The sequence below is a fragment of the Pseudomonas sp. NFACC05-1 genome (assembly GCF_900100135.1).
Classification (GTDB): Bacteria; Pseudomonadota; Gammaproteobacteria; order Pseudomonadales; family Pseudomonadaceae; genus Aquipseudomonas; species Aquipseudomonas fluorescens_Q.
On record NZ_FMTR01000017.1, the window covers coordinates 20306 to 45261 of the forward strand.

Genomic DNA, 24956 nt, shown 5'->3' on the forward strand with positions numbered 1-24956 from the left:
GCTCCCCCGGGGCGGCTGCTACGCACCCGAGCGGGAGCAAGCTCCCTCGCCACGGGGGTATATCCAGCCCTTCTTCTTGGTCAGAACTGCCAATCCAGGGTCAGGCCCACGCCGTGGGTTTTATCCCGGGAGCCGATCAGGCCGTTGTAGTCGAGGTTGACCCGCACATCCTTGGCGACCGCAAGCCCGGCACGGGCACCGATCACGGCGGCGTTGCGGTCCATGGACACACTCTGCACCGCGAAGGTGTTGCTGCTGCCGGCGAAGGCCAGGTCCTGTTCGGACGAGGTGCTGCTCAGGTTGTGCTGCCAGCCGAGGGAGCCGGACAGTTGCAGTTGCTGTCGATCCGACAGGGCCAGGGTATGGCTGGCCCGCACGCCCAGGGTCGAGAGCACGGCATCGCGGCGATCGTCGCCACCGTGCAGGGCCGCGTTATCGCCTTTCTCATGGAAGCTGTCGCTGTCCAGGTGCACATAGGCCAGGTTGGCGAACGGCTCCAGGGCTACCGGTTGCAAGTTGAGGCGATACGCCGCTTCGGTGAAGAGCTGGGTGGTCCGGGCATCGCGCTTGGTTTTCTCCCGGCCACTGACGTCGCCCCATTGCAGGTCCCGCTTGACGTCGATGCGATGCCAACTGTGGGCAGCGCCAACGGTCAGGCGTAGCGCGTCGATTTCATGTCCCAGGTAGGCCCCCAGGTGATAGCTGTCGGCCTTGGCCGAGGAATGGGTGCCTTCACCCATGCTCAACGAACTGTCGCTGTAGCCGGTGACGAAGCCCAGTCGCGTCTGGTCGCTGATCAGTCCGTCGACACCGGCCAGCAGCCCGCCGATGGAACTGGTCGTACTGGCGTGATCATTTCCACCATCGTTTTTGCCCCAAGCGCCCAGCACCTTGAACCAGGCATTGCTGCTGGCATCGGTCGGCGTACCGGCGTCGTACAGGGCGTCCTGGCGCAGGCGATCACCGACGGCGTCGCGCAACTGACGACTGTCGTTGATCAACAGTGTGCCAATGGCCGGATGGATTTCACCGGACAGTTGCTGGAATGCCTGTTGCGCCACGGCGGTGCTGGGCGAAAGCAGCAAGGCCTCGTAGAGTCCGTTGCCCGCGCCCAGTCGTTCGGCGGCCGAGGCGACGGAGCGCTGGTTTGGTGTCAGGCCGAGGCTGGCAAATGACGCGTCGTTACGCTCGACCGCCAGCTGAATGCCACTGGTGCTGTACGCCAGGTCGCCCCCCAGAAACGCATAGTTGGGCAAGACGCCAGCGAAGCGCCCGTCAATACCATCGGCGGCCTGCAGGATATTGAACTGCCTGCCCAACAGGCTTTTCACCTCGCCAGCCGTCAGCAGTGTCGGGCTGTTTTCCAGGGACAACGACACCGTCGCTCCGTCAACGGACGCCTTGCCGCCCGCCACGATCAGGTCGCTGGCGGTGGGCGAGACTTCCACTGCGTAGTTCGAACCGGGTTGAAAGGTCACGTCGCCGGCCACCTGCAAGGTGCCGATGGAGTTGCCCGGCGCCACGCTGGCGCCGCGGTTGGCGGTCAGGCTGGCGATGCGCCCGTTGCCACCGAGGATGCCGCCGTCGTTGACCGTAACGGCCGAGGCCAGCGAGCCATTGATCGCCAGTCGCCCTTGATTGACCAGGGTCGGCCCGCTGTAGGTGTTTGCGCCGGTGAGCACCAGGGTGCCGATGCCCTCCTTGGTCAGGCCGCCGTGGCCGGCGATGTCGTTGCGCCAAACGTCCAGGCCACATTGGATGCCGCTGCACACCCGTTCCGTGGGTTTGCCGGCATCGATGATCGCGCCAATGCCCGGCAGGTCCACCACGAACTGACCGGAACCATAGGCGCCATCGATACGAAACTCTGCGGGGATGTCCTGCTCGGTCACCAGCATCGATGGACCGTCGATGGCCTTGCCCAGGTTGATCATGCCCCAGCCGTATAACGAATCGACGCCCGGCGCGCCCATGTCGGTGGCGGTGGTGCGCAGCACGCTGGCGACCTGGGCGCCGGTCATGTAGGGGAAACGCTCCATCAACACCGCCACACTGCCGGCAACATGGGGCGCGGCCATGGAGGTGCCGCTCTTGTTGGCGTAGCCGACAGTCAGGTCGTCGGCACTGGTGCCGCCGATCACGGCGCTGTAGACCCGGGTGCCGGGGGCCGACACGCAGAAACTGGCGGTGTAGCCACAGCGCGACGAGAAGGTGCTGATGGTGTAAGGATCGGCGCTGGCGGTGTCCGGATTGACTTGCAGCGCCGCCACGGTGAGCCAGTTCGGCGCGATGTCCGGCACAAAATACGCCAGGCCCGCGATGGCATCAGGGTTATTGAGGTTGTAGTCGTTGCCGGCGGCGAAAATTGTGACGATACCGCTGCGGGCTGCGGCGATGGCGCCCTCGTAGGCGCCGCCAGGCTTGGTGCCCAGCAGCGGCTTGATCTGATCGAATTGCAGTTGCGCGTCCTGCACGGTGAAGTGCGGGAACGCCGGATCGCGGCCGCCCTGGTCGAAGCGATCGGTGATGCCAATGCCCCAGCTGTTGTTGATGATGCGTGCGCCGCTGGCGATCAACGCGTCCCAACCCGCCTTGTACACTGCGCCATCGTTGCCCAGGATGATGCCGTCTTCGGGGCCCGGGTCGCCGTTGTCGGCGCTGATGATCTGCGCATCGTACGCCACGCCGTGCATCGGGCTGCCATCGCGACTGCCGGCAGCGATCCCGCCGACATGGGTGCCGTGGGAACCCAGCTTGCCATCGGAGCCAACGGTGGGCGAGCCGTCGTAGCGGAACGGATCACCGGCTTTCACCGGGATGTAGGGATCGGTGTACTCGCGGATACCACTGGTGACCAAGGTCACGACTTTGCCAGTGCCGGAGAACTCCGGGTGCGCCGCGTAGACCGGCTGGTCGAAGATCCCCAGCTTGACGCCCTTGCCGGTATACCCGGCGGCGTAGGCCTGTTGCGCGTTGATTGCCCCCAACCCCCATTCGGCGTTGAATTCACTGCTGCGCCAACTGTCTGGATTACCCGCCCTGCCGCTCTCGACATAAGGCGCCGCCTGGGCCGTGCCCAAGGTCGCCAGTGCACAGAGCACGGCGCGGTTGAGGGCCTTGGGCAGGAACAGGCGCCCTGTCTGTCCGGGCTGTTTGTTGTTATCGATTTTCATCACGAACCATCCTTAGTTGTTGCAAGAATCCTGGAGTTGCGCGGCCTGATGGAGCCTGTCCTGGCCTAGTGGTTTGCTTTGCCTTTGCTTTTGTCTTTGCTTTTGTCTTTGCTTTTGTCTTTGTGGCGAGGGAGCTTGCTCCCGCTGGGCTGCGTAGCGGCCCCAAAAAAAGCCTGCGAGCGCTTCGCACTCGAGCGGGAGCAAGCTCCCTCGCCACAGGTCATTGAAGGGGCGCCCGGGACACAAACGCCTCGTCTACCTTCGCCAGGTCCTGCGGGCCGAGGGTGCCGGCGTAGTAATGCAGCTTGGTCCAGGCCATGAGGTAGTCGTAACGGGCCTGGGCCAGGTCGCGGCGGGTGCTGTAGAGCTGTTGCTCGGCATTGAGTGCATCGAGGTTGACCCGCTCGCCGCCAAGGATGCTTTGCCGGGTCGAGACCACCAGCGCTTCAGCGGAACTCAGGGCCTTCTGATAAGCGCGCAGCTTGTTCACCCCGGACACACAGGCGCTGAACTGGCGGCGCAATTCGATCAGCGTCTCGCGGGTCTTGGCCTCCAGCTCGTATTCGGCCTGTTCCATAGTGCGGCTGGCCTGGCGGGTCGACGCCGAGACCCCGCCACCGGCGTACAGCGGCACGCTGACTTCCAGGCCGATGGTGTTGGTGTCGTAGCGTTGGTTGTAGGTATTGCCACTTTCCGATTCGTTCTGGCGCATCGTCGCGTAGGCGCTGACCTTGGGCAGATGCCCGGCGCGGTTGCGCTCCACCTCGAAACGCGCCACGTCGACGGCTTGGCGCTGGGACGCCAGGCTGGGGTTGTTGCTCACCGCCAGCGCGTGCCATGTGTCGAAACTGGCCGGTTGCAAGGCAAAGGTCTGGAAGGTGTCATGCAGCGGCGCCAGGTCGCCGATATCCAGGGCCGGGACGCCAACCAGCGAGCCCAGCTCGCGCAAGGCGGCATCCTGCTCATCTCGCGCCTCGATCTCTTCGGCGATTGCCAATTCATAGCGCGCCTGCGCCTCAAGGATGTCGGTGCGCGTACCTTCGCCCTGGCGAAACAGATGCTCGTTCTGGCGAAATTGCTGCTCGAACGCCTTTTTCTTGGCCTGGGCAATGTCGATCTGGTCCTGGGCGAACAGCGCCTGGGTGTAATGACTCAGCACCCGCACCAACAACTCCTGACTCTTGCCACGAAAACTTTCATCAGCGAACAACGCCTGGGCCACGCCCTTGCGATAGGCCGCGTACGCCTCGTAGTCCAGCAGCGGTTGTTGCAGCGTCAGGCTGGAACCGTAGCTGCTGTAGTTGCGATCATCATGCTGGCTGGCGCCGCGATCGTTGAGGTACGTGACCTTGGACTGGTTGCGACCCTTGTTGTAGCTGTAGCCCAGGTGCGGCAGCAGCCCGGCGCGGCCAATGGCGCGATTTTCCAGGCCCGCATCGCGCTCCTTGATCGCGCCCAGGTAGACCGGGTCATTGCGCAGGGCCCGCTCGTAGAACTCGAAAGGCCCCATGGCCCAGGCGTTGTTGCACACGGAAGCGGCCAGCACGGCTACCCAATAGAAACGCTTCATACCGCCGGACATCCTTATTCTTCGGTCAACGCAGAGCCGGCTCGGTCGAGCAGCGGTTTGAACAGGTAGTTGAGCAATGAGCGCTCGCCGGTGCGCACGAACATCTCGGCCGGCATGCCGGGCTTGATCACCAGGCCGTTGAGCTTGTCCATCGCCACGTCGCTGACGCTGCTGCGCAGGACGTAATACGGCGCGCCGGTCTTCTCATCGAGCATTTGATCGGCAGAAATCAAGCTGACTTCCCCAGGCACCCTTGGCGTGCGGTTCTGGTTGAAGGCGGTAAACAGGATGTCCACCGGCAAATGCGTGCCGACCTTATCGATCAGGTGCACCGGCAGATGCCCTTCCACTTCCAACCGCGTGCCCTGGGGGACGATTTCCAGCAAGGTGTCGCCCTGGCGCACCACGGCGCCCTCGGTGTGCACCCCCAGGTTGACGGCGATGCCATCGGCGGTGGCAAGGATTTCGCTGTGTTGCAGCTCGAAGCCGGCGGATTTCAGTTGCTCTTGCAGGGTTTCGCTCTTGAGCTGGGCGTCGGCCAACTGGCTGCGCACCTCTTTCTGGTATTCCTCGTTGTGCTGCTGCAGCTTCAATCGCGACTCGACGATCCCCTGCTCCACCCGCCCGCTTTCGCCGCTGTTCTGCGCCAGTTCCTGCTGCACTTGCGACAGTTGGCGTTGATAGTCCAGCAGGCGGTTGCGCGGGATATAGCCGTTGTCGGCCAAGGGTTGCAGGTTGCCCAGTTGCAGACGCAGGGATTCGGCCTGGGCGGTCAGGTCGCTGCGGGCCCGACGCATACCCGCCAATTGCGCCGCCGCACCCTCGATGTTGGCGCGCAACGCCGCCTGCTCCCGGGCGAAGGCTTCGCGGCGGCTGCTGAACAGTTGCCGCTGGCCTTCAAGCACCAGGGCCAAGCGTGGATCGGGATCGCGACTCAGCTCAGCCGGGAAACTTACCTGTAACAGGTTGTCCCGCTCGCTTTGCCAGCGCGCCAGGCTCGCCCAGGTCATCCGGTATTGCGCCTGCAGCGATTGCACATCGGCGGCGGCCTGGGTCTGGTCCAGGCGGAACAGCGGCTGGCCCTGCTTCACCGCTTCGCCTTCGCGTACCAGGATCCGGCTGACCACACCGCTGCTCATCGACTGCACCGCCTTGCGCTTGCCTGAAACCACCACGGTGCCCTGCACGGGGATGCCCTGGTCCAACGGCGCCAGGCTGGCCCAGGTGAAAAAACTGCCCGCGCCAACCAGCGCCAGTGCCCAGCCCACGCGCGTGAAGAAGTGGGCGTCGCGCTCCGGGCGCTCAACGTCCTGCGTATGTTCGAGATTCATGTCGAGCTCCTTGCTCATGCGCCACCGGGTTTGCTGGCGGCTTGGTACTGGCGACTCATGCTCAGTCCGGTGGGGGCCACCTGGGGACTGTTCGGCGGTGAGCTGCGTGGCGCGTTGTCCTGTGAACTCGACTGGCCGGAAAGCGCGCGCAACACTTGCTGGCTTGGGCCGAAGGCTTGTAGCCGGCCTTCGTCGAGCACCAGCAACTTGTCGGCCTGGGCCAGTGCCGAGGAACGATGAGTGACCAGCACGACACTGGTGCCCTGGGCCTTCATCTGCGCGATGGCACTGGCGAGCGCCGCTTCGCCAACCGTGTCGAGGTTGGAGTTGGGTTCATCGAGCACCACCAGGCTCGGCCGGTCGTACATCGCCCGGGCCAGCGCAACCCGTTGTTTCTGCCCGCCGGACAAACCACCGCCGTCCTCCCCCAGCACCGTGTCATAGCCTTGGGGCAGGCGCAGGATCAGCTCATGGACCCCGGCCTGCTGCGCGGCGGCGACGACCTTTTGCGGATCGGCTTGGCGAAACCGGGCGATGTTCTCGGCGATGCTGCCGCAAAACAGCTCGATGTCTTGTGGCAGATAGCCGATGTGCGGGCCGAGTTGCTCGCGATTCCAGCGATGAATATCGGCCCCGTCGAGGCGCACCGTACCCGCCAGGGTCGGCCACACGCCCACCAGCACCCGGGCCAGGGTGGACTTGCCGGAACCGGACGCCCCCAGCACACCCAGCACTTCCCCCGCGGCCAGGCTGAAGCTGACCTGCTGCAGCGTCGCGTTGCGTTGCCCTGGCGGCCCGGCGCTGACGTGTTCGAAACTCACCTGGCCCTTAGGCGCAGGCAGCGTCATGCCGTCGTCCTGGGGCGCAAATGCTTGCAACAGCGCGTCGAGACGCCGGTAAGCCAACTTGGCGCCGCTCCACTGCTTCCACACGGCGATCAACTGGTCGATAGGGCTCAACACCCGGCCCATCAGGATCGAGCCGGCAATCATCATCCCGGCGGTCATGTCGCCCTTGATCACTAGCAACGCGCCCAAACCCAGCACCAGCGACTGCAGGCACAGGCGCAGGGTCTTGCTCAAGGAGCTGATGACCGCGCCGGTGTCGCTGGCCTGGTTCTGCAGGCCCAGAAACCGTGAGTGCACGGCGAACCAGCGGCTGCGCAGCGCGCCGAGCATGCCCATGGCCTGGATCGTCTCGGCGTTGTGCAAATGGCTGGTGGCCAGTTGACTGGATTGTTGCGAGTAGACGCTGGCCTGCCCCAAGGCCTTTTTGGTCATGGCCTCGTTCAGGCAGGCCAAACCGATCAGCAGCAGCGTGCCGACGGAGGCAAACACGCCGAGCCACACGTTGAACAGGTAGATCACCAGCAGATAGATGGGAAACCACGGTGCGTCGAAGAACGCGAACAGCGCCGGCCCGGTGAGGAATTGGCGAATATGCGTGAGGTCGCCCAGGGATTGCCCGGCGTTGCCTTCACCCTGGCGCAGATTGCGCTCGAACGCAGCCTTGTACACCTGGAGATTGAAGCGTCGCTCCAACTGGCTGCCGATGCGGATGACCACGAAGCTGCGGACCATTTCCAGCAGCCCGATGAATACGAAGAAGCCGACGACCATCAATGACAACATCGCCAGCGTGGTCTCGTTCTGTGATGACAACCCGCGGTCATACACTTGGAGCATATAAATCGAAGGCGCGAGCATCAGGACATTGATCAGCGCGGTAAAACATCCAACACTGATCAAAATATTTTTATAATCGCCCAGCGCTTTAAACAGCGGCGCCGCAGCAGCGCTCCTTACCCTATTCATGATCTTCCTTGTTGTTGGCTTCGCCAGCGAACTGGCCGTTATTCAACTTGCCAATCTTTGTTTTTCGATTCGGCCGACACCGAAAAGCACGCCTGTTCAAACAAGCGCACTTCGCTCAAGACTCAACTGTACTCATTCGTTAATGAGCACTCTGGGACTTATTTCGTTCAAGCCTGAGTATCAAACCGGACTTCAACGTCATTTGATAATGGTCTCCCTGACGCAGGCCCAAGTGTGTCCTGGAGTCTTGCTTGCCAATCAGGGAAAGTCCGTCGGGTTCAGTGAACCAACGAACCGGCTCATCCCCCAGCCATTGGCCCAGGCAATCGGTTTGCCCGCCCAGGGTCTGATCCGCCTTGAGTTCGACGAGGCAACTGTTGGACGGTTTGTCCTGCAGCGCCTGGGTTTGCGCGTTGTCCTGCGGGCTCGACAAAACAGCCTGCCACTGACCGGCCAACTGCGAGGGTTCTGCTAACAACAGGCTGCGCGCCATGGCGGCTTCTCCACAAAACATCATCAGCGTAGCGAGCAACCCGGCGGTTGCTCGAACGCTACTGGGCATGAATTTTCTACGCATTTTTTTCATCCTGGCCGAGGTCCCGCAGGAGCAGCCGCCCCCACGGGACAGGGACATCAGGCCACGATATCCGAGACCGCAGCCTGGCCAACGGTGCTGACCAGGAAGTCAGCCACGCCGTGCCCGGAGAAGTCCACCGACAGCAGGCTGTTGCCACCCGATGTCGACAACACCGCATCGCCCGCCGCACCGGTGAACGCGCTCACGAAGTGCAGGCCCGCGCCCTTGGTGATACCGGTCAGGTCGATCTTGTCCAGGCCGCTGACGAAATCAAGGATCTGGTCCGTCGCTCCAGGCCGCGAATCGGAACTGGCGGCGAACACGAACGTGTCCGACCCCGAGCCGCCCCAGAGTTTGTCTGCACCACCGGCCCCCCAAAGGATATCGTTGCCCGCTCCACCCTTGAGCTCGTTGGCTACCGTGTTGCCGATCAGCAAGTCGCTGCCGGAGCCGCCGATGGCGTTTTCGATGACGGCACCCTTGGCGATGGAGACGTTGCCTACCATGCCGCCAACATCGGAGAACGAGGCGTCATTGAGGTTGATTTTCTGGTTCTGGGTGAAACCGGAGAAATCCAGGGTATCGCGGCCACCTGCGTCCCATACCGAAAACACCACTTTGTCCGACGATGATGACGCACTGAGAAAATCGCGACCGGTATTGGAGTTGAAACCGTAGGTCGAATCGCCGGTACGGGTCGTGGTGTTGGCACCGTAGAGCTTCTGGATGGCCGCGATGTCATCCATCAGCGGACCGGAGGCGTAGGCTTCGACGCCGCCCTTGCTGAAGTTCTGGTCGGTATTGCTTTCGCTCCAGTAGCTCATGACGCTGTAGCCACGGGTGTCCTGGCCATAAGTGGCGTCATCGTAGGTCGGGCTGCCTTCGCCAGCGTTGTAGTCACCCGGGTGGGCCAGGCCGAGGGTGTGACCGATCTCGTGGGTCAGGGTCTGGCGGCCATAGTTGTTCAGGTCCGGGTTCTTGTTCTGGGTGTAGCTGCTGTTGATCAGGTACCAGGAGGTCCCGTCATAGCCGGCACCCGTCCCTGGCAGATAAGCAAACGCAGCCGCGCCATCCTGGCCGCCGCTGTAGTTGCCGAAGGTCATGTGACCGTCGCCGCCGCTGGCTTTTTCGGTGAAGGTGACATTGGCCACGTCCGCCCAGGATTGCATGGCCAGGGCGGCCTGGCCTTTCTGCTGCGCACTGAACTGGCTGAAGCCGCTGATCCCATGCTTGTTCATGGTGCTGAAAGAGGCGGAAGTCAGGAAAGTGTAGGTCAGCTCAATCTTGCCGCTGCCGTCCCGGTCCTGGTAAGCCGCACCGTCGCGCAGCAACTGAGTGGCCGCCTCGTCGACAGAGTACGACGGTTTGCCGTTGACGGTCAGGTTACCGCCCCGGTCGTATTGGTGGCTGAAACTATTGATCTGGTTGAACGCATTACTGGCAGCCGCCAATGATTGCGGCGCCCAGAGGAGTTGTTCGGCAGAATCAATAGCGCTGCTTTTGACTTTCGACATAAACACACTTCCTTGTTTGCAAATGGAACAGTTTTAGTCAGACAGACAATCTCTGGCGAGATCGTCCTATCACTCGCCCAATGAGGACGTAAGAAACCTGACACAATTGGAAATCAAACGTCTAGCAATTTTTTTCGTTCAATTTCACGCCCTGCCCGTAACGCCCATAAACAATAGGGTTCTGCCTCGTTAGTGCCCCAGCTAAACCGCCCGAGTTGCGGATTGTCGGACAAAAAACTATTTAAATATTAAATATCGATAACTAGCAATTTGCGTACGGCGTCGCACTTTCGCCAACTAAGTGCCAGCGAAATGCTATTAACGAATATCTACTAAATCTCTACGGTTTACGTGCACACACTTCCCGCAGACAACTTCGAAGCCAACGATGCACAGGATCGGCGTCCATCCGCGGATGCCAGAGCATGGCGATCGTGAACCCAGGTACGGAAAACGGCAGCGTAAAACTGTGCAGGCCGACCCGCAGGCTCGCGGTGTAGCGTTCGGGCACGCTGGCGATCAGGTCACTGGAGCGGGCCAGTCCCAGCGCCGAGGAAAAGCCTGGCACCGTGGTGACGATTTCGCGGGACAGATTCAGAGCCGCAAGGGCCTGGTCGATAAGGCCATGATCCAGGCCGCGCATCGACACACCGACATGCCCGCCTGCGGCATAACCGGCAGCGCTCACCGTTGCCTGGCTCAGGGGGTGTCCCGCGCGCACAACGCCAATCAAGCGGTCGCTGAACAACGCCTGGGTTCGTAGTTCCGGGCTGGTGTCCTTGTCCACGACGGCGGTCTCCAGGTCCACGGTGCCTTCGCGAAGTGTCGTGCTGTCCCGGTCGGTCTTTTCCACAAAGCGCAGGCGCACGCCGGGCGCTTGCTCGTGGATGCGAGTGATGAGGTCGATGGCAAAGTTTTCCACGAACCCTTCACGGGTGCGCAACGTGAAGGTTCGGCTCAAGCGCCCAAGATCCGGGGTCGTCACTGGCCGCAGCACCGCCTGGGCCTGCTGCACCAGATGGCTGACCTGTTCGCGCAACTCCAGCGCACGAGGGGTCGGCACCAACCCTCGCCCAGCCCGAACCAACAGCGGGTCACCGGTGGTTTCACGCAACCGCGCCAGTGCCCGGCTCATGGCCGACGGGCTGAGCTGCAAGCGCCGGGCGGCCCGGGCCACGCTGCCTTCCGAGAGCAGCACATCAAGGGTGACGAGCAGATTGAGATCAGGCGAGGACATGGCGGTATCTCGATTTGAACAGATGGCGTTTGTTGCAGCTATAACGTGCAAATGCTGCGTCTTCCGCCATGTTATGCCCAGGCGTAACGTTCTGACAGCTCCGTTTCGAGCGCCACGGATACAGGTGACACGATGAAACCCGTCAACACGCAACAAAACCGGCCGGCAACCGCGCCCGCACACCGGCTCTTTTCACCTCGCTGGGCCCTGGCCAGCCTTGCGCTCTCGACGCTGCTGGCCTCCCTTGGCGCCAGTGTGGCTGCGGTGGCACTGCCGACGCTGGCCGAGGTGCTCGGAGCCTCTTTCCAGCAGGTCCAATGGGTGGTGCTGGCCTATCTGCTGGCAATCACCACGCTGATTGTCAGTGTCGGCCGCTTGGGAGACCTGATGGGCCGGCGCAAGCTGCTATTGGCCGGTATCGCCCTGTTCACCTTGGCATCAGCGGTATGCGGCTTGGCGCCCTCGCTTTGGCTGCTGGTCGCCGGTCGGGCACTGCAAGGCCTGGGGGCCGCCATTATGATGGCGCTGACCCTGGCGCTCGTGGGCGAAACGGTCGACCAGGAAAAAACCGGCAGCGCCATGGGGCTACTGGCAACGCTGTCGGCAGTGGGCACAGCCCTCGGACCGTCCTTTGGCGGCATGCTGATCAGCGGGTTCGGTTGGCCGGCCTTGTTCCTGGTCAACATCCCACTGGGCCTGCTGACGCTAGGGCTGGCGTGGTATTCGCTACCGGTGCGTGAAGTGCCGCCGAAGCCCGAAGGAACCCGCTTCGATGTAACCGGTACCTTGCTGTTGGCAGTGACGCTCGCCACCTATGCCTTGTCCATGACTTCCGGACGCGGGAGCTTTGGCGGATTGAATCTTGCGCTGCTGCTGATCGCCCTCGTGGGCGGCGGGCTATTCATTCGGGCCCAGTCCCGGGCCGTATCGCCGTTGATACCCTTGAAAGTGTTCCGCGACAGATCATTGGTATCAGGCCTGGTGACGAGCGCCCTGGTTGCAACAGTCATGATGGCGACGCTGCTGGTCGGGCCTTTTTACTTGTCCATCACCCTCGCACTGCCGGCGGCCTTTGTGGGACTGGCGCTGGCCGTAGGCCCATCTGTTGCGGCGCTGGCCGGAGTACCTGCCGGGCGCCTGGTGGATCGCTTCGGCGTGCCCCCCATGCGACTCGCCGGCCTGGCGAACATGGTGCTCGGCTGCCTGATGTTATCACTGGTCCCCCCTACCCTTGGCACCGTCGGCTACCTCGCGGCTATCGTGGTGACGACCCTTGGCTATGCGTTCTTCCAGACGGCCAACAACACGGCAGTCATGGCCGATGTAGCAGCCCAGAGGCGAGGCGTCATCGCCGGGCTGCTCAACTTGTCGCGCAACCTGGGTTTTTTCACCGGAGCCTCCGTGCTCGGCGCGGTGTTTGCAGCCGCGGCGGCGACGAATGACATTACCGGCGCCAGCCCCGCGGCTGTGACGAACGGTCTGCACATGACCTTCGCCGTCGCCCTGGCGATGATGATCCTGGCCCTGCTCATCGCCTGGAAAAGCCGCGTGCCAGAGCCATTGTCCAAGCCTCGGGACAAGCCCAGCCAAGCGTGATGGCATTCTGGACATTGCCGTTTAAGTCGTGATCCAGATCAAAAAAAGTGAACCAATCGCAAAACGGACTGAAAAAATCCACATGAGCTTCATTTTCAGGTGCTATTTTTAGTTCTCACTGGTAGAGCCATGATGGCTCTTCCTTCCTGACATGAGCAAAAGGAAGCGCTCGATTGAAGAAGGCGGGCAACACATGAATAAAGGATCCTTCAGCAAGGTTACGTTCCCCAATGCTTGCCAGTTGATGCGCTGGCACTTCCATCCCATGGGATTCGAAGCAAGCATGGATGCGCCTGGCAGCATGGTTGCCCGGCTGTTTGACCGTGCCAGCGGCGAGACCATGATCGCCATTGCGGGTATCCCCTGCGCGACGGTGATGAATGCCCCGGATGTTGAACGAATAATCGAGGCCGTGGAGGCCGAGCTGGAAGCCTTTGTACCACCGGTGGGGTTGCGGCGGTTTGCCTCTTAAGTCCACTGCATGTGGCAATACCGTTTACCTGGGCTCCAAAAGCGGCACTTCCCTTTTTCCAAGGGTGGTGCCGTTTTTTTTGAGAGGGTTCGGGATTTACTTGCTTTGGTGTGTATATCCGTTGCCGCAGAAATGGATATCCCCTCCCCCAAAAATGCACCTAAAAACGGAAAACCAAAAAAAACGGCGCTTTTCATCTCTGAAAAACGCCGTTGTTTCTAGGTGAACAGCATCACGCCAAAGCGGGCTTCTCACCTCATCATCCATGCAATCAGTCGTCGCGACCCATCAGGCCGAACAGCTGCAGCAGGCTGACGAACAGGTTGTAGATCGATACATACAGGCTGATGGTGGCCATGATGTAGTTACGCTCGCCGCCGTGAATGATGGCGCTGGTCTGGTACAGGATGCAGACCGAGGAGAACAGCACGAAGCCGGCGCTGATCGCCAGTTGCAGGCCGCTGATCTGGAAGAAGAAGCTGGCCAGCGTCGCCCCCAGCAACACGAAGAAACCTGCGGTGATAAAGCCACCCAGGAAACTCATGTCCTTGCGGGAAATCAGCACGTAGGCCGACAGGCCACCAAATACCAGTGCGGTCATTGCGAAGGCCGAGCTGACCACTTCGGCGCCGCCCTGCATTTGCAGGTAGCGATTGAGGATCGGGCCGAGCAAAAAGCCCATGAAGCCGGTCAGGGCGAAAGCCGACACCAGGCCCCAGGCCGAATCACGGAGTTTGTTGGTGAGGAAGAAAAGGCCGTAGAAACCGATCAGCACGACGAAGATGTTCGGGTAACCCACCCGCATCTGTTGTGCGACATAAGCCATCACACCGCTGAAAGCGAGCGTGAGTGCCAGCAAGCCATAAGTGTTGCGCAGGACGCGGCTAACCTCTAGCTGCTCAGCCTGCACGCTGTTGTTCACTGCGTAATCCTGTTCGCGCATGGCGACACTCCTCCGGTTTTGAAACATTCAGTGGCAAGGATCATAACAGACGCTCTGTAACAAGCTACGTAGAGAGTTTGACAGTGTGTTTCATTCGGGTATTATGGCGCCCGCAACGCAGTACGGAGGTGTGGCCGAGTGGTTTAAGGCAACGGTCTTGAAAACCGTCGACTGTAACAGGTCCATGAGTTCGAATCCCATCGCCTCCGCCATTTTTTAACGTTAAAGCCCTGATTATTCAGGGCTTTTTCGTGTCTGGCATTCAGAACGCCAATTGCAGCTTCAACATTGGACACCGCTATGGCAAACGCTCCCAAGCCAATCAAGGAAAGAAAAGTGACCAGTAAAACCATCGGCTCCATCGTTGCTGCAATCGCGGGCATCGTCCTGTTGTGCGTGTTCTTTGGCAGTTGGTACACGGTCGACGAAACCGAGCGTGGCGTTCTGCTGCGCAACGGGGCGCTGGTCGGGGTGATTGAACCGGGACTGTCCTTCAAGACGCCCTTTATCGAGTCGGTACGCCTGATCAGCGTCCAGAGCCAAGTGACGGCTTATGAAGACCTCCAGGCCTACAGCAAGGACCAACAGTCCGCCCAGCTCAAGGTGTCCGTGTCCTGGCACATCGCGCCTTCCGATGTCGCGAAGGTCTATACCCAGTTCAAGGACCTGGAAGGTATCCGCGACCGGATGATCAGCCGCCAGGTGCCAACCCAGGTGGAAAACGTATTCGGCAAGTTCAACGCCGTGGCTGCCGTGCAGAACCGCGTCCAACTGGTCAACGATATTTCCACGGCCATCAAGGCGACCATTACCGGCCCCGTGATCATCGACAGCGTCCAGGTCGAGAACATTGACTTCAGTGACGCCTACGAAAAAGCCATCGAAGCGCGCATGGCTGCGGAAGTCCAGGTCAAGACCCGCGAACAACAGCTCGCCACCGAGCAGGTACAAGCACAGATTCGCGTGACCCAGGCCCAGGCGGAGGCCGATTCGCAAGTTGCGCAGGCCAAGGCAGACGCACTGGCGACCGAGTTGCGCGGCAAAGCCGAGGCCGAAGCCATCAAGGCACGGGCCCAGGCCCTGGCCAGCAACCAGAACCTGGTGGAACTGACCAAGGCCGAACGCTGGAATGGTGTCTTGCCAACCACCGTGCTGCCAAACGGCGCCCTGCCCTTCATCGACATCAAGTAATGCCACCGGCGCGGCTATCCGGCCGCGCCTGCTTCACTGCGGCGCGCTGCGCAGCAAGCATCGCCCCTCTCGTTAGCGCTACACTCAGCCATGAAACCGACGTTCATCGTTAGCAGGGAGCTCAACGTGTACCCAGGCCAAAGCAAACCGGCACGCCACCCCCGCACGACGTTTACTTTTCCCCCTTCCGGCTCCCCCTCGAGCCTCTCTCCGCCCTCGAGCATTCACCGACTCCTTCGATAAGCGCCCTGAACAGGAGAATAGCGTGACCACTATTATCAAAAAATATAAATGGCCCGCCCTATTGGCCATCGCGCTTGTTGTTTTTTCGGCTCTGATATTCTTTTTGATCAAGTCATACACGTACGACTCATCGACCTACTTCGAATCCCGCGACTTCATTCGCCAGCTCAAGCAAGCCGACGCAAACTGGAACGTCAAGATCCTCAGGAAAAAGATCGGCATGAACAACAACCTGTCGTTGACACCGCCACTCGAGGCCGGCAGTCGATGGGAGCAGTTGGAGCAGCTCAATAACGCTGGCCCACTGGCCGTTCTTTGGGCATCCAGACGCAACGGCTACGTGGACGCGGTCAAGAACAAAACGGTGCTGGTCGATCAATTCCAGCAACACAACGCCAATCTACGCACCGCCCTGGATGCGTTGCCGATGGTCGAGGACGGTATTCAAACCTTGCTCGACGGGATGAGCGCCGAAAGCCCGACGGAACATCTGGCAACAGCTTCCAATGTTCGTGAGCTGACGCTGACGACGCTGGAGTACGCACTTTATGTCACCTCGGACAAAGCCGAGGAAGTGCAGCGCCAATTGAGTGATCTGGAAAAATACGTCGATCAACTGCCTGCGACCAGCCAGCCCCTTTTCATTGCCCTGACCCAGCACGTCAAATCCATTATCCAGGAACAACCGATCGTCAATGATCTGCTGGATCGCATCAGCGTGATTCCGGTGGCCCAGGAACTGGACAGCATCACCGAGCTATTGAACGAGACCCAGCGCAGGACCGCCGCTGCGGACCGTCAATACCATATCTACCTGGGCGCGTGTGCCAGCCTCATGGCGCTGTTGATGATCTACCTGGCGGTGCGACTGGTTCGCAGCTACGCCGTCATCAACCAGATCAACCAGCAACTGCAAACGTCCAATGAACGGCTCGAAGAGCGCGTGCAGGAGCGCACCCGAGAACTGATGGAGGCAGAACGCGAACTGGTAGATGCGGCCCGAATGGCGGGCATGGCCGAAATCGCCACGAATGTGTTGCACAACGTCGGGAATGTGCTGAACAGCGTGAACATTTCAGCCGAACTCGTCACCCGCAAGTTGAGGAACAGCAAGACGATCGGGCTCACCAAGGCGGTCAAAATGATGAATGAGCATGCCGAAGATCTTGGCCAGTTCATCACCCATGATGAAAAAGGTCGGTTGTTGCCGCGTTATTTCAACGAACTGGTCGACTCCATCGCCGCAGAACAAGCCGTGCTTATCGATGAGCTGGCGCAGTTGACCAAGAGCATCGATCACATCAAGGAAATCGTCACCACTCAACAAACCTATGCAGGGGCAGCCAGGCTGATCGAACCGCTCAATGTCAGCGATCTGTTCGAAGATGCGCTACGCATGAACTCGGGCGCGCTCAGTCGGCATCACGTCACCGTCATCAAGGAGTATCAGGACGTTCCTGCGATCATGGGCGACAAGCATAGGTTGCTGCTGATCCTGATCAACCTGATCAGCAACGCCAAATTCGCGATGTCGCACATCAGCGAGCACCCACGGGAGATGACCCTGGGGATCCGCATCCTCGACGAAACGACACTATGCCTCAGCGTCAAGGACCGAGGCGAAGGCATTTCCCCGGAGAACCTGGCCCGCATCTTCAATCACGGTTTCACGACCCGCAAGGACGGCCATGGATTTGGCTTGCACAGCTGCGCCCTGGCGGCGGTTGAAATGAATGGCCGCCTTTATGTCCATAGCGACGGACCGGGGCAAGGTGCTCTGTTTACCCTGGAAGTCCCGTTGGAATTGGCCCGCGCCTGATCATCGTGACGGGCGCGGGCTGGCCCGCCGGCATCGCGAGCAAGCTGCTCCCACAGGGGATTTTTGGTGAACAGCCGGAAAAACTGTGGGAGCGAGCTTGCTCGCGATAGCGGTGTACCTGTCACCGAGAGAGTGGATGTACCGGCCCCCTCTATTTCGTGTTTACAGGCCGGCCACTACGGGCTCTTCGGGTCGGCAACGCGGCGGCGTAGGCCAGCGCTTCCTCACGGGAAGCAAAGGAACCCAACCGGTCAGCCTGGGTGCAGACCCTCCACGGGCCGCTGTTTACGCTAAGCACGTCATAACCGTTGATGTGCATTTTCGTCAGCATTGCAGTACTCATTGGTCACCTCCGACTTTAACCAAGGGTGCACGGCCTACCATACACGCGGATTGCGCTGGGCGGCCAACCGAACGTCGCGACACCCGCCGCATTCGTGGCGCTCTCAGTGGGAATCCGAATCCCACAACCAGTCCCACAGCCCCGGCAAATGCACGGGCCCAGCGCTGTGATCGACCGTCCGAGCCAAGGCCGCTCGCTCCAGCGCCTGGTGGTCATCATAGAACGGCTTGGCGTCGGTCCTCACGCCGGTAGCCTTGGCACTCTCGAGCAGGATTTGCAGGTATTCGCGAGCATGCCGGGCGGTATAACGATTGATGTCGTGAAACGTCACCACCACTGGAATAACCCCATCCACCGCTGGCAGTTGCCCGGCGGCGATGCGCTCGCGCACTTCGGAAAGTTGCCGGGTCAGGTTGATCCGCCGCCGCGGGCTCATCGTGATGCCCCAGACTTTGCCGTCATTAGCACTCAGGTCGGTCAACAGAATGTGCAGGCCATGCTGTCGGTAGGCGGCCGCAGTGCGCTTGTCGAAGCTCCAGAATGGCGGCCTCACCAAAATCGGTGCCGCACCGCTAATGGCAGCGATGTCGCTCCCACCATTGTTGAGCGATTGCTCCAGCTCATCAGGGCTCAGCGACCGGTGATTGGTGTGCCAGTGGGTCGCCGTATGAAAGGCCAGCACATGGCCTTCCTGCTGTTCACGGCGCATGACCGAGCGGCCAATATCACTGCCACCAGCACGTGGTGCGCGAGTCTGCAGGAAAAATACCGCCTTGATGCCGGGCTGTACCGGATTGTCTGCGAGTGCGTCGAGCACCTCCAGGCTAGGGTTCCAGAAAGACGAGGCACTGGGACCATCATCGAATGTCAGCAGGAAACGGATCGGGGGGTGTTCGCGCAAACGTTGCTCGGTTTGCGGCGTCAGTTCGATGGGGGCGCCAATGCAACCCGACAAACCGATGGTGAGGGCTGCGACGAACAGCACCCTGGCGATGTTTTTCATGTCTTGCCTTTTGTTGATGCCGCGCTGCGTCGCCTTTGATCCCTGGCCTACGGTGTTGAAGCTCACCTTGGAGAAGGGTAACCGGGTTTGGTTCCTTGCCGCGAATTCCGACCGCTCTGGTATTGCTCCGTGCTCGAGCCTGGGCGGTATTAATTTGACCGTCTGGAAATTCGATGGAATTTTCCGCATGCCTTTGTATCCATCCGTATAGGACTAATTAGGGAGGATTTATGGGCGGGCCATCGCTTTACATCATCGACTACATGCTCCATGGCGAACCCAAGTCATTCATTATTCGCGCAGAAGCGATGAATAACTCCGAGGCTTGGCATTGGGCCAGTTGCGACGCGGGGGTCGGGCGCATACCGAAATTCGGGAGAGAGAAGGTCAAGCGGGTCTCCAAGCCCCTGGCTGAAAAATACGGTATTACCGACGTGCGCTGGCGGGCGAGCGTCACGCCGTCCTGGGTCAAGGAGTCCAGCTGACATCATTGGCATTGTTTGCGACGCACCGGCTGTCTAGCCGGACGCCGGATTCTTCGACAGACCTGAAATAACTCAACTACGCTTAAACCACGGCACAGCCCGCCCCTGGCGGGTTTTGTGCTGCCTCATCAACCCCTGAATGGAGGTGTGACATGTCCGAAAAAGAGTCCATCACCACCCTGCTCACCTTGCTCGAATCGCGTCAGGCCCGGCTCACGGCAGCCTGCAAGGAAATCGCCGACTGGGTCGACCACCAGGGCGGGCATCCCACCGCAGTGCGCATCCGGGACCGGCTCAACGACATCGACAAAGATGCCCCGTCGATCCAAAGCGCGCTAATGTCGCTCAAGCCTGCTGAACCCCCTCTGCCCAAGTTTCGCTGACGCGCTGCGCCAGACCTGTTTCTCCCTGAGTTCTACCGGCTGGAAAACTGATGGAACGCGGGCTTTTTTTGCACCTCGAAATTGATAGGCACCGGTGCAGAAACCGCAAAGGGAGAAACTCATGAATGCCAGAATCCTGCTATTGATCGTTTGTGCGAGCCCCGTCGCCGTCTTCGCCCAAGGCTGCGATGTCATCACTCGATCCCAGAGCCAGGCCGTCCCAGTAATCGAAAGCCACAGTTGCTACGAATACAAAGGCATGCCCGCGGAAACCCTCGATTGGTCTTGCAGCAATGAAAGCAAAGGAACGCTCACGACCCAAAAGCGTAAAGTCGAGCGTTGTGCCGAGGGATACGTGGCGACATGCCAGGCGAAGCCGACCCAGGAAGCGTTGGCCAACCCGCACTCAACCAGCAAGGACAAGCGCGGTGGGTCGGCCACTCTTCCCGATAATGCAAAATTGACGTGGTACTACTACGGTATCGAGCAGTTGCAGCAGGCCCAGGAAGACTGCGAAACCACCGGCGGCAATTGGATAAACCATTGAGGTGGCTCCCACAGCCTCTTCCTGGCTAGCCCTTGCTGTGCTCCGGCGATGAAGGACCTTCCTTGACCCCGCGAGGCCCGGCTACGCCCCAAATGACCAGGCCTAGCACTGGCAAGATGATCAGCAGCAGGGCCCAGCCAGCCTTGGTGCCGGCCGACTTGTCGCTTCGAAAGACACTGACGATCGCCCACAAATCGACGAGCAGCAAAAGCACCGCAACAGCGATCCAGAAATAACTGGCTAATTCAGACATGGCCTAATCCTCTTGTCGGTTCAAGGATTAGGCAGAGCCGTTGAGGCGCCGTTCAAAGAATTTGCACCCTCAAGATGCGCATTGGCGGCTATCCCCGCTCGTTCAGATAAGCGACCCACTGCTCATAGGCCTCATGTTGACGCTGGACCGCCTCATCCCAAGTCGATCCACTCATTTGATGAACACATATGAGTTTCATCATTTCCGATGTCGCCGTATCGAGCTCCACCAGGAGCTCATGGGATTTGATCTTGAAGTCTTCAACGGTGGTCATTTCTCGCTTCCTTCCCCTATCGGGGCCGGCCAATGCACCCAACATGGATTCATTTTTTTGAAGCTGATTCATTTGAGGCGATAACCGGTCGAAAACCTAGTGCTAGTGGTCGGAGAGATGGATTGGAGCGATGGCAGGCACGAATAAGCTCAGTCTTCTCCGCTCCGTCGCGGTCGTATTGGATAAGACCTTGAAAAACTCGATATTTGAACGAAGCAGCTAATGCCAGGCTCAAATATTGCAGATATATTTCACTTTAATGACAGTCACAGATCGAGCACGGCCATGAAAATTCGAGCGACCGTCATCTGCGAGGAAAATCGCCATGTCCTCCTGGTTCGTAAAGCCAATAGCCGCTGGGCGTTGCCGGGCGGTACCGTCGAGCGCGGGGAATCCCATGCCGGGGCAGCCATACGGGAGTTGGCAGAGGAAACCGGCTTGGACGTCGAGAACCTGCTCTACTTGATGCGAATCAGTGACGGGCAGACCGAACATCATGTGTTCGAAGCATCGGTCAGCGACTCGACGGCGGCCAAGCCACAGAATGAAATCAGCGATTGCCTTTGGCACCCGCTGGACGCCATTGCCCAACTGCAAATGAAAAAGGGAACGCGGGACATTCTCGAAGCTTTTCGGCGGCGGTTGTGAGGCGCCGGCACTGATGATCAACGCCGAATAGGTTGCATGAGATAAATCATGCAACCTATTGTTTTATAAGTATTAGATGATCAGAAAATGCCTGAAAACCTGCCATCAAGCCACTGGGGGCAATGGGCTCACTTTTTCTGCCAGGCGGTGCTGATCGGATTGACCACGGTATTTTTTTCCTGCGTATAGGTCCCATTCTGCTGGGCTATCGCCTCGCCAGTGTCGACAATTGCGTTCTGGATAAATACGTTTTGTTCATCACCTCGAATAAAGGTGAGTTGGTGATACGCCGTTTTATTTCCCCAATCCGGGGAAGGCAGGGAAATGAACTTCACGGTGTATGTCTCATCAGTGTGTTGGCCCTGCAAGACGTAGACACCGTAATGATTTTCTCCCTGAGAGATGATCTTGTACAAACCGTTGCTGTAGTAATAAATTTCCGCATCGGGAAAAGGCTTCTTATCGTACATTTTCCGATAGTGCAGAACCTGCTTGACGGTCGGCTCGCCAAAGTCCACAGCCAGCGATTTCCCATCAACGGAGGTTGTCTCCCCAGCGTATACAGCGCTGCTGCTCATCAAGGCCAACAGACTCATCGTTGCGATTGTTTTCACTCGTTACCTCTCCATGGTAAAGGATTAGCGTAATGGGCAAGGCCTGGAGGATATGACCCCCTTGCTAATCTCGACGCCGAGTGTAAGGGCTTGTGCTTGAAAACACCCGCAGGCTTGGACTCCGTTTCTGCAGCAATTTCCAGAAGCAGAAACGAACAAGGGTTTGCATTAGCTTTCGCTCGCAAACCCTTGATTTTAGATGGTGCCCGAAGCCGGAACCTAATTAGAGTCTTTTAAGCCAGAAAATATTGCCAACCCTCAAAATCATAACAATCAGATGTACTAAATAATGTACTTTCAGCATGCCGCTGGTGATCCGCCGGCTCCAGAAAAGTGGATCACACCATCAACCTCCTTTACAGCGGTCATTCCTGCGAAGACTGCTACAGCCATTGAAGCTGCGTTACCACTCTTAACTTCTGCCCTTATTGGGCCAGTGATCGTCAAGGCCGCAGCCTTCACCATCGCCTTCGCAAACCCCATTCCCCTGGCCTCTGGAGCGACAGTCCATGAAAGCTCGGTCGCTCCAGCCCCTAGGTCTGCACGCACAGTACCAATTGGCCCTGAACCGTTCTCGGCAATGAATAGCGTTCGTGACGGATTTTCGAGTGTGGCGGCAAGCCAGCGAAGGTGGTCTTCTAGATTCACCGGTGAGGTTGAATGGCTTGCGGCCCTGGTCGCTTCATCATTCCTCCATCGATGGAGTATGACTCCATCATCCATGGTTGCCCTGCGAAGCTGTATTTTTTGTGTCATGGAAGGTTGCATCCTTGTTAGTCCGTACCGTAATCATGCCTTACTGAGAGAAAATTAAAATACTTGCGTATCGATTACGTCCCTGTCAGCGCACGTAACGCCACCCAATCAGTACCCAAAACGTGTCCAGAACCTGTAGTAAGCCTTCCCCATCCGATCACCACGTACTGACTTCCAGCTGTTCCAGCCACCAGCTTATTGGTATTCCAGTGAAAATCCCCCTGTCTGCGGGTGCCGGACGTGGGCATCGCAATGCCCCAAGTGATGCTGTTGGCTGGCGCATTTGTACGAGGTAGATCACCAAATATCTGTGCAGTGGCGGCGACATTGAGAGGCCCACTAAGCGGGCCGGTACCAGGAAGTATCCCTGATACATATGTGCTGGACAGCAGGTTTATGCCATAGCGCGACTTGTTCGCTGGTGAGCTTCCTTGAGCATCCTGCGAGGAGCTAACCGATTTTAGGAACGCACCGACTCCCGAGACAATGACGCCGTCATAGGTGTTTGTGCTTGATTGGCCGGCGTCAGACGAGTGGCTATTAGTTATGATTGCGCCGTCAACAGCGCAGTCAATACCATGACCTCCAGATCCGTGAGAAATAACTCCGTCAACGACAAGCCTCATAAGCCCCGTTGCCTTGAACGCACTATTCGACGTTGTTTGGTTGATAGTGTCTGTGGCGTAATACTGCAAGCCGGCGATATTTACATCGCGAAATTGAGAGGGCTGGCTGTGTCCAGTAGAGTCGATACTTATACCTGTTCCGCGCGCACGAACAGATTGGACTGGAGCAACCTGGAGACCAGAAGCAAACCCACTGATGAGCGTAGTAGTATCATCGGCCAGGCACGATCCAACTTGTACGTCACGGATGTTATGCGCGGGCCACAGCATGATCCCTGCCGAGAAAACACCGGTTTTCCCGATGGAGTGAAACCTTGCTGCGCCAGCAAACACAAATCCTCTGTTTTCCCATCCTCCAGTTGTGACGGTTTCGAAACCAAACTTAAGATTTGAGAACGCAGGATTCACTATTTCAACGTTGGTGCCGTTCGCAACGATTCCGCTCCTGACGTAAATGAAGCTGCAATCATGAATTTTCGCGTCAAGGTCCTTTTGGTCGCTCCCTATAGCCCTAACGCCAGCTTGGGCTACGTCCTCACCTTTCTCTATGTCGTTAGACTTACCGAAGAACGCAATGCTTTTGAGATAGCACGTAGGTTTGGAAATTGTGACAATATCCAATGCACCATCAGAACTCTTGAGGACTGTGCCGCCGCCGTAAATTTGGGCGCCAGTATTATCAATCCCTATTAGGGAGTGACCAAACTTATTGAGCTGCAATGTAGTTACATTGAAAGCATATGGCGGAACAGAAACCGTCAGATGATTGTCTAGGGCCTTTTGAATAGCCGCTGTATGGTCAAGAACTGGCGAAAGTGTAAGAACATCGGCAATTTCAATCTCCGTCATGTAATCAAACACGCTAGGACGATTATTTCTTTTGAGAATTCTTCCAACATTGGATTTCTCGGAATTTGCATAGAGCGTCAGGCCGATCATCGCCCCGCCCAAAGCAGGATCTAGGCTGTTGGATAGGTCTTGGACGGTCCTTATATTTCCTTCCGTATCAACAAACACGATATTCGCTGCGTTGTTAATTGGTCCTTGTCCGGTCTCAAGTACCTGCTGTACAAGATTTTTAACGTCCTTCCAATTTGGAGCCGCGCTGTCCTCTCCGTTTGCAGATGCAAGATCAACAATTCCATTACCTTTGGCTCGGTAGAAACCGCTCCCATCAACATCGAGGTAGCCAAGCGTCAACGCCCGCGCACTTGCTCGAAGTAACTGCTTAAGCGCCTGCCAGATGCGGTCGAAGTCACGGTTTACGGTCGAGGACAGAAAGTCGCCGTTCTCCTGATAATCCACCAGCCGTTGAAACGGAACCTCAAGGACAAAGTAGAGATCCCCCGAAGGTGCAATGGTGAAGGTGACAGAGCTGGTCGGCAGGCCGACGCCTGTTTGGGTGTAGCCGGACGTCTGCAACACGCCGTTGAGGTAGACCTTGAGGTCGCCGGCTTCGATGACCAGGAACGGAACGGCATAGATGGTGGTAACGCCGTTGGCGGCATAGCGCTTTTCGGTAGGTCCTGGTTGGACAGACATGT

Annotated in this window: 23 protein-coding genes and 1 tRNA gene; 9 read left to right on the plus strand and 15 right to left on the minus strand. The window is 58.9% G+C overall.

The window, feature by feature from the left end:
- Positions 1-80: 80 nt before the first annotated feature.
- The 7 genes from BLO97_RS21650 to BLO97_RS21680 form a co-directional block, all read right to left on the minus strand.
- Entirely contained in the window at positions 81-3173 is a 3093-nt protein-coding gene (locus BLO97_RS21650) for an autotransporter serine protease (RefSeq protein WP_092347975.1), read from the minus strand.
- 220 nt (positions 3174-3393) lie between these two features.
- Positions 3394-4743 (minus strand): TolC family outer membrane protein, encoded by a 1350-nt coding sequence (locus BLO97_RS21655; protein WP_092347978.1) that lies wholly within the window; start codon positions 4741-4743, stop codon positions 3394-3396.
- Positions 4744-4757: 14 nt separating this feature from the next.
- Positions 4758-6092 (minus strand): HlyD family type I secretion periplasmic adaptor subunit, encoded by a 1335-nt coding sequence (locus BLO97_RS21660; protein ID WP_092224594.1) that lies wholly within the window; start codon positions 6090-6092, stop codon positions 4758-4760.
- Positions 6089-7888: a type I secretion system permease/ATPase gene (locus BLO97_RS21665; RefSeq protein ID WP_092347981.1), complete on the minus strand. Its 1800-nt coding sequence runs from the start codon at positions 7886-7888 to the stop codon at positions 6089-6091. Before BLO97_RS21665 ends, BLO97_RS21660 begins: the two co-directional genes overlap by 4 nt.
- A 139-nt stretch (positions 7889-8027) precedes the next feature.
- Positions 8028-8450: an AprI/Inh family metalloprotease inhibitor gene (locus tag BLO97_RS21670; RefSeq protein WP_092143753.1), complete on the minus strand. Its 423-nt coding sequence runs from the start codon at positions 8448-8450 to the stop codon at positions 8028-8030.
- Between the two features lie 71 nt (positions 8451-8521).
- Positions 8522-9979: a serralysin family metalloprotease gene (locus BLO97_RS21675; RefSeq protein ID WP_092347985.1), complete on the minus strand. Its 1458-nt coding sequence runs from the start codon at positions 9977-9979 to the stop codon at positions 8522-8524.
- A 340-nt stretch (positions 9980-10319) separates the two neighbouring features.
- Positions 10320-11216, minus strand: a complete 897-nt coding sequence (locus BLO97_RS21680; RefSeq protein ID WP_063321308.1) for a LysR family transcriptional regulator — start codon at positions 11214-11216, stop codon at positions 10320-10322.
- A gap of 132 nt (positions 11217-11348) precedes the next feature.
- Here BLO97_RS21680 and BLO97_RS21685 point away from each other — a divergent pair, with 132 nt between their 5' ends.
- Positions 11349-12812: an MFS transporter gene (locus BLO97_RS21685; protein WP_092347988.1), complete on the plus strand. Its 1464-nt coding sequence runs from the start codon at positions 11349-11351 to the stop codon at positions 12810-12812.
- A 193-nt stretch (positions 12813-13005) separates the two neighbouring features.
- Complete coding sequence (locus BLO97_RS21690; protein ID WP_003201764.1) at positions 13006-13284, plus strand: DUF1652 domain-containing protein; 279 nt, start codon at positions 13006-13008, stop codon at positions 13282-13284.
- A gap of 271 nt (positions 13285-13555) precedes the next feature.
- On the opposite strand, the gene BLO97_RS21695 is transcribed toward BLO97_RS21690, so the two are convergent.
- Complete coding sequence (locus BLO97_RS21695) at positions 13556-14227, minus strand: Bax inhibitor-1/YccA family protein (protein ID WP_003201763.1); 672 nt, start codon at positions 14225-14227, stop codon at positions 13556-13558.
- A 124-nt stretch (positions 14228-14351) separates the two neighbouring features.
- Between BLO97_RS21695 and BLO97_RS21700 the strand changes: the two genes are divergently transcribed.
- The 3 genes from BLO97_RS21700 to BLO97_RS21715 all read left to right on the plus strand — a co-directional run bounded on the left by BLO97_RS21700 (position 14352) and on the right by BLO97_RS21715 (position 17480).
- Positions 14352-14439 (plus strand) — tRNA-Ser (locus BLO97_RS21700).
- 124 nt (positions 14440-14563) lie between these two features.
- Positions 14564-15418, plus strand: a complete 855-nt coding sequence (locus BLO97_RS21705; protein ID WP_083569183.1) for a prohibitin family protein — start codon at positions 14564-14566, stop codon at positions 15416-15418.
- Between the two features lie 265 nt (positions 15419-15683).
- Positions 15684-17480: a DAHL domain-containing protein gene (locus BLO97_RS21715; protein WP_092143629.1), complete on the plus strand. Its 1797-nt coding sequence runs from the start codon at positions 15684-15686 to the stop codon at positions 17478-17480.
- A 151-nt stretch (positions 17481-17631) separates the two neighbouring features.
- On the opposite strand, the gene BLO97_RS32010 is transcribed toward BLO97_RS21715, so the two are convergent.
- Complete coding sequence (locus tag BLO97_RS32010; RefSeq protein ID WP_013693334.1) at positions 17632-17823, minus strand: hypothetical protein; 192 nt, start codon at positions 17821-17823, stop codon at positions 17632-17634.
- 103 nt (positions 17824-17926) lie between these two features.
- Positions 17927-18826 carry a polysaccharide deacetylase family protein gene (locus BLO97_RS21725; protein ID WP_063325087.1) on the minus strand — a complete coding sequence of 300 codons (900 nt, stop codon included), beginning with the start codon at positions 18824-18826 and terminating at the stop codon, positions 17927-17929.
- Positions 18827-19056: 230 nt separating this feature from the next.
- Between BLO97_RS21725 and BLO97_RS21730 the strand changes: the two genes are divergently transcribed.
- The 3 genes from BLO97_RS21730 (at position 19057) to BLO97_RS21740 (ending at position 20241) form a co-directional block, all read left to right on the plus strand.
- Positions 19057-19311, plus strand: coding sequence for a DUF6555 family protein (locus BLO97_RS21730; RefSeq protein WP_063321314.1), 255 nt, complete (start codon positions 19057-19059; stop codon positions 19309-19311).
- A 152-nt stretch (positions 19312-19463) separates the two neighbouring features.
- Positions 19464-19694, plus strand: a complete 231-nt coding sequence (locus BLO97_RS21735; RefSeq protein ID WP_063321315.1) for a hypothetical protein — start codon at positions 19464-19466, stop codon at positions 19692-19694.
- 121 nt (positions 19695-19815) lie between these two features.
- Entirely contained in the window at positions 19816-20241 is a 426-nt protein-coding gene (locus BLO97_RS21740) for a hypothetical protein (RefSeq protein ID WP_092224602.1), read from the plus strand.
- 25 nt (positions 20242-20266) lie between these two features.
- Here BLO97_RS21740 and BLO97_RS21745 read toward each other — a convergent pair whose 3' ends face one another.
- Both BLO97_RS21745 and BLO97_RS21750 read right to left on the minus strand, forming a co-directional pair.
- Positions 20267-20494, minus strand: a complete 228-nt coding sequence (locus tag BLO97_RS21745; RefSeq protein ID WP_014338117.1) for a PLD nuclease N-terminal domain-containing protein — start codon at positions 20492-20494, stop codon at positions 20267-20269.
- A gap of 88 nt (positions 20495-20582) precedes the next feature.
- The gene (locus BLO97_RS21750) at positions 20583-20768 is read right to left on the minus strand and encodes a hypothetical protein (RefSeq protein ID WP_003201747.1); all 186 of its coding nucleotides are present in this window, start codon (positions 20766-20768) and stop codon (positions 20583-20585) included.
- 285 nt (positions 20769-21053) lie between these two features.
- Between BLO97_RS21750 and BLO97_RS21755 the strand changes: the two genes are divergently transcribed.
- Positions 21054-21416, plus strand: a complete 363-nt coding sequence (locus tag BLO97_RS21755; RefSeq protein ID WP_092347992.1) for an NUDIX hydrolase — start codon at positions 21054-21056, stop codon at positions 21414-21416.
- A gap of 128 nt (positions 21417-21544) precedes the next feature.
- Here BLO97_RS21755 and BLO97_RS21760 read toward each other — a convergent pair whose 3' ends face one another.
- From BLO97_RS21760 to BLO97_RS21770, 3 genes are all read right to left on the minus strand, one after another.
- The gene (locus BLO97_RS21760) at positions 21545-22012 is read right to left on the minus strand and encodes a hypothetical protein (protein ID WP_092143638.1); all 468 of its coding nucleotides are present in this window, start codon (positions 22010-22012) and stop codon (positions 21545-21547) included.
- A gap of 315 nt (positions 22013-22327) precedes the next feature.
- On the minus strand, positions 22328-22798 hold the full coding sequence (locus BLO97_RS21765) for a GNAT family N-acetyltransferase (RefSeq protein WP_371914904.1): 471 nt from the start codon (positions 22796-22798) through the stop codon (positions 22328-22330).
- A gap of 62 nt (positions 22799-22860) precedes the next feature.
- Positions 22861-24954, minus strand: a complete 2094-nt coding sequence (locus BLO97_RS21770) for a hypothetical protein (protein WP_092347998.1) — start codon at positions 24952-24954, stop codon at positions 22861-22863.
- Positions 24955-24956: the final 2 nt, after the last annotated feature.

Excerpts from the sequence above, each read along its gene's own strand:
- BLO97_RS21650 (WP_092347975.1), bottom strand. The coding sequence starts at position 3,173 with ATGAAAATCGATAACAACAAACAGCCCGGACAGACAGGGCGCCTGTTC.
- BLO97_RS21655 (WP_092347978.1), bottom strand. The coding sequence starts at position 4,743 with ATGAAGCGTTTCTATTGGGTAGCCGTGCTGGCCGCTTCCGTGTGCAAC.
- BLO97_RS21660 (WP_092224594.1), bottom strand. The coding sequence starts at position 6,092 with ATGAGCAAGGAGCTCGACATGAATCTCGAACATACGCAGGACGTTGAG.
- BLO97_RS21665 (WP_092347981.1), bottom strand. The coding sequence starts at position 7,888 with ATGAATAGGGTAAGGAGCGCTGCTGCGGCGCCGCTGTTTAAAGCGCTG.
- BLO97_RS21670 (WP_092143753.1), bottom strand. The coding sequence starts at position 8,450 with ATGCCCAGTAGCGTTCGAGCAACCGCCGGGTTGCTCGCTACGCTGATG.
- BLO97_RS21675 (WP_092347985.1), bottom strand. The coding sequence starts at position 9,979 with ATGTCGAAAGTCAAAAGCAGCGCTATTGATTCTGCCGAACAACTCCTC.
- BLO97_RS21680 (WP_063321308.1), bottom strand. The coding sequence starts at position 11,216 with ATGTCCTCGCCTGATCTCAATCTGCTCGTCACCCTTGATGTGCTGCTC.
- BLO97_RS21685 (WP_092347988.1), top strand. The coding sequence starts at position 11,349 with ATGAAACCCGTCAACACGCAACAAAACCGGCCGGCAACCGCGCCCGCA.
- BLO97_RS21690 (WP_003201764.1), top strand. The coding sequence starts at position 13,006 with ATGAATAAAGGATCCTTCAGCAAGGTTACGTTCCCCAATGCTTGCCAG.
- BLO97_RS21695 (WP_003201763.1), bottom strand. The coding sequence starts at position 14,227 with ATGCGCGAACAGGATTACGCAGTGAACAACAGCGTGCAGGCTGAGCAG.
- BLO97_RS32010 (WP_013693334.1), bottom strand. The coding sequence starts at position 17,823 with ATGAGTACTGCAATGCTGACGAAAATGCACATCAACGGTTATGACGTG.
- BLO97_RS21725 (WP_063325087.1), bottom strand. The coding sequence starts at position 18,826 with ATGAAAAACATCGCCAGGGTGCTGTTCGTCGCAGCCCTCACCATCGGT.
- BLO97_RS21730 (WP_063321314.1), top strand. The coding sequence starts at position 19,057 with ATGGGCGGGCCATCGCTTTACATCATCGACTACATGCTCCATGGCGAA.
- BLO97_RS21735 (WP_063321315.1), top strand. The coding sequence starts at position 19,464 with ATGTCCGAAAAAGAGTCCATCACCACCCTGCTCACCTTGCTCGAATCG.
- BLO97_RS21740 (WP_092224602.1), top strand. The coding sequence starts at position 19,816 with ATGAATGCCAGAATCCTGCTATTGATCGTTTGTGCGAGCCCCGTCGCC.
- BLO97_RS21745 (WP_014338117.1), bottom strand. The coding sequence starts at position 20,494 with ATGTCTGAATTAGCCAGTTATTTCTGGATCGCTGTTGCGGTGCTTTTG.
- BLO97_RS21750 (WP_003201747.1), bottom strand. The coding sequence starts at position 20,768 with ATGACCACCGTTGAAGACTTCAAGATCAAATCCCATGAGCTCCTGGTG.
- BLO97_RS21755 (WP_092347992.1), top strand. The coding sequence starts at position 21,054 with ATGAAAATTCGAGCGACCGTCATCTGCGAGGAAAATCGCCATGTCCTC.
- BLO97_RS21760 (WP_092143638.1), bottom strand. The coding sequence starts at position 22,012 with ATGAGTCTGTTGGCCTTGATGAGCAGCAGCGCTGTATACGCTGGGGAG.
- BLO97_RS21765 (WP_371914904.1), bottom strand. The coding sequence starts at position 22,798 with ATGCAACCTTCCATGACACAAAAAATACAGCTTCGCAGGGCAACCATG.
- BLO97_RS21770 (WP_092347998.1), bottom strand. The coding sequence starts at position 24,954 with ATGTCTGTCCAACCAGGACCTACCGAAAAGCGCTATGCCGCCAACGGC.